The organism is Lachnoclostridium sp. An196 (assembly GCF_002160135.1).
Taxonomy (GTDB): Bacteria; Bacillota; Clostridia; order Lachnospirales; family Lachnospiraceae; genus Hominiventricola; species Hominiventricola avistercoris.
In genome coordinates, this window is record NZ_NFJZ01000025.1 from 1 (window position 1) to 1568 (window position 1568).

Annotated in this window: 1 protein-coding gene and 1 pseudogene; both read right to left on the bottom strand. The window is 48.7% G+C overall.

The features are described 5' to 3' along the window. Positions 1-183: pseudogene (locus B5F29_RS16655) on the bottom strand (ABC transporter substrate-binding protein); the annotation flags it as partial. A 37-nt stretch (positions 184-220) separates the two neighbouring features. Then, entirely contained in the window at positions 221-1171 is a 951-nt protein-coding gene (locus B5F29_RS16170; protein WP_087155613.1) for a nucleoside hydrolase, read from the bottom strand. Positions 1172-1568: the final 397 nt, after the last annotated feature.

The window sequence follows — 1568 nt, forward strand, 5'->3', positions numbered from 1 at the left end:
GCTGACGCCAAGTTCCTGGGAATTGCTCATCATGAGATGGATGACCACCTCATCGCCGGAGCTTTCGGTGGAAGCGGAGTCGGCGGAGCCGGAGTCAGAGCCGGAGCCGGAACCGCCGCAGGCGGTAAGGCTGAGAGCAGCGGCAGTAACCAGGAGCCCGGATAACAGTCTTTTGAATTTCATAAACTTTTTCCTCCTTTTGTGTATAATTTTATCCTTTTTATGAAAAGGACAGGTTCTGTAATTTGGAGAACAGATCTTCATAGATCAGATCCCGGTTAATATGGTAAACGTATTTGATAAAGTGTCTGGTATGATCCCAGGCATATCGAAGGTCATATTCAAAAATAGGGCTGTGCTCATAGCGGTCATCGGTGAAAGCGGGATCCAGAAGCCATGCCACGGTCACCACGTCCCAGAGAGGCTTGGACCAGGTACGGGAAGAGGAGTGTTTTTCCATAAGGGTCAGAGTCTGGTCCAGAAGATAGTCGCAGAGCGCGTTTTTTCCTTTCAGCCAATATTCCAGTTCTATTCGGGATATGCGGAATTCCGAGACGACGCCATTGCAGGGAAGCTGGACGACAGCGGCGCCGCAGCCAAATACTACACGAACAGCCGCAATATCCTGAAGAGCGTTGAAGTCATTACAGGTTTTCCAGTCGAAGCTGTGTCCTCCCAGCCACACTACGACGATACGGTCGATAATATCCGGTGCAAGCAAGATGGCGGATGCCACATTGGTGAGTACGGCGATAGATATAATATAGAGGGGGTGTTCCGGCGTGTGTTCTCTGGCCAGCCGGATCAATTCCCTTGCCGCTGGTGAGTCTACAGGAGATGATTCTCCGGCCAGACTGCTTTCTGATCCTCGAAAGACTTTGCCGGTCAGATCGCTGCGGTTCATTACCTGAAGCAGTTCCAGGACCGCAGTATAACTTTGCTCCATGCCCTCTTTCGGACTGTTGTTCTGCCGGAGCCGGCCCAGATGGGGCGGACTGTAAAAAGGAGCGGCAAGAATTGCCTGAAGATTCAGCCTGTCCTGTGACAGGAGCAGATAGGCAATGGCATACAGGTCGTCGACCTGATTATAGGTATCTGTGTCGATTACTACGTCAGCAGGCAGAGACGGCTGCTGGAGGCGATGCAGATAAGTGGTGTCATTTGCTTTCATTTGTTCAATTCTCCTAATGGCATTTGGCTTCAGAACTGTTCGAGGGTACAAAAAAAGGACAAAACCTTACTTCCGTAAGATCTTGTCCTTGACACACATACACAGGAACTTTTCTTACTGCCATCTTAACATATTTGTTGATTTATTTCAATTGCTCATAAACAACAAAAAAAATTTAAGTTAATTGTATATTATCCATAAAAATGTGTGTCGCTGAATTATCAGCCTTTCACACCGCTGCTGGTGATGCCCTGTACGAAGTATTTCTGCAGCGGCAGGAACAAAAGCACAGGTACGATGGCCGATATGGCAGAGCCTGCAAAAATGTAGCTGAAGTATACCGCGTTCTCATCCTGGAAATAGGACAGCGCTACCTGGATTGTCCGGAATTCTTCCG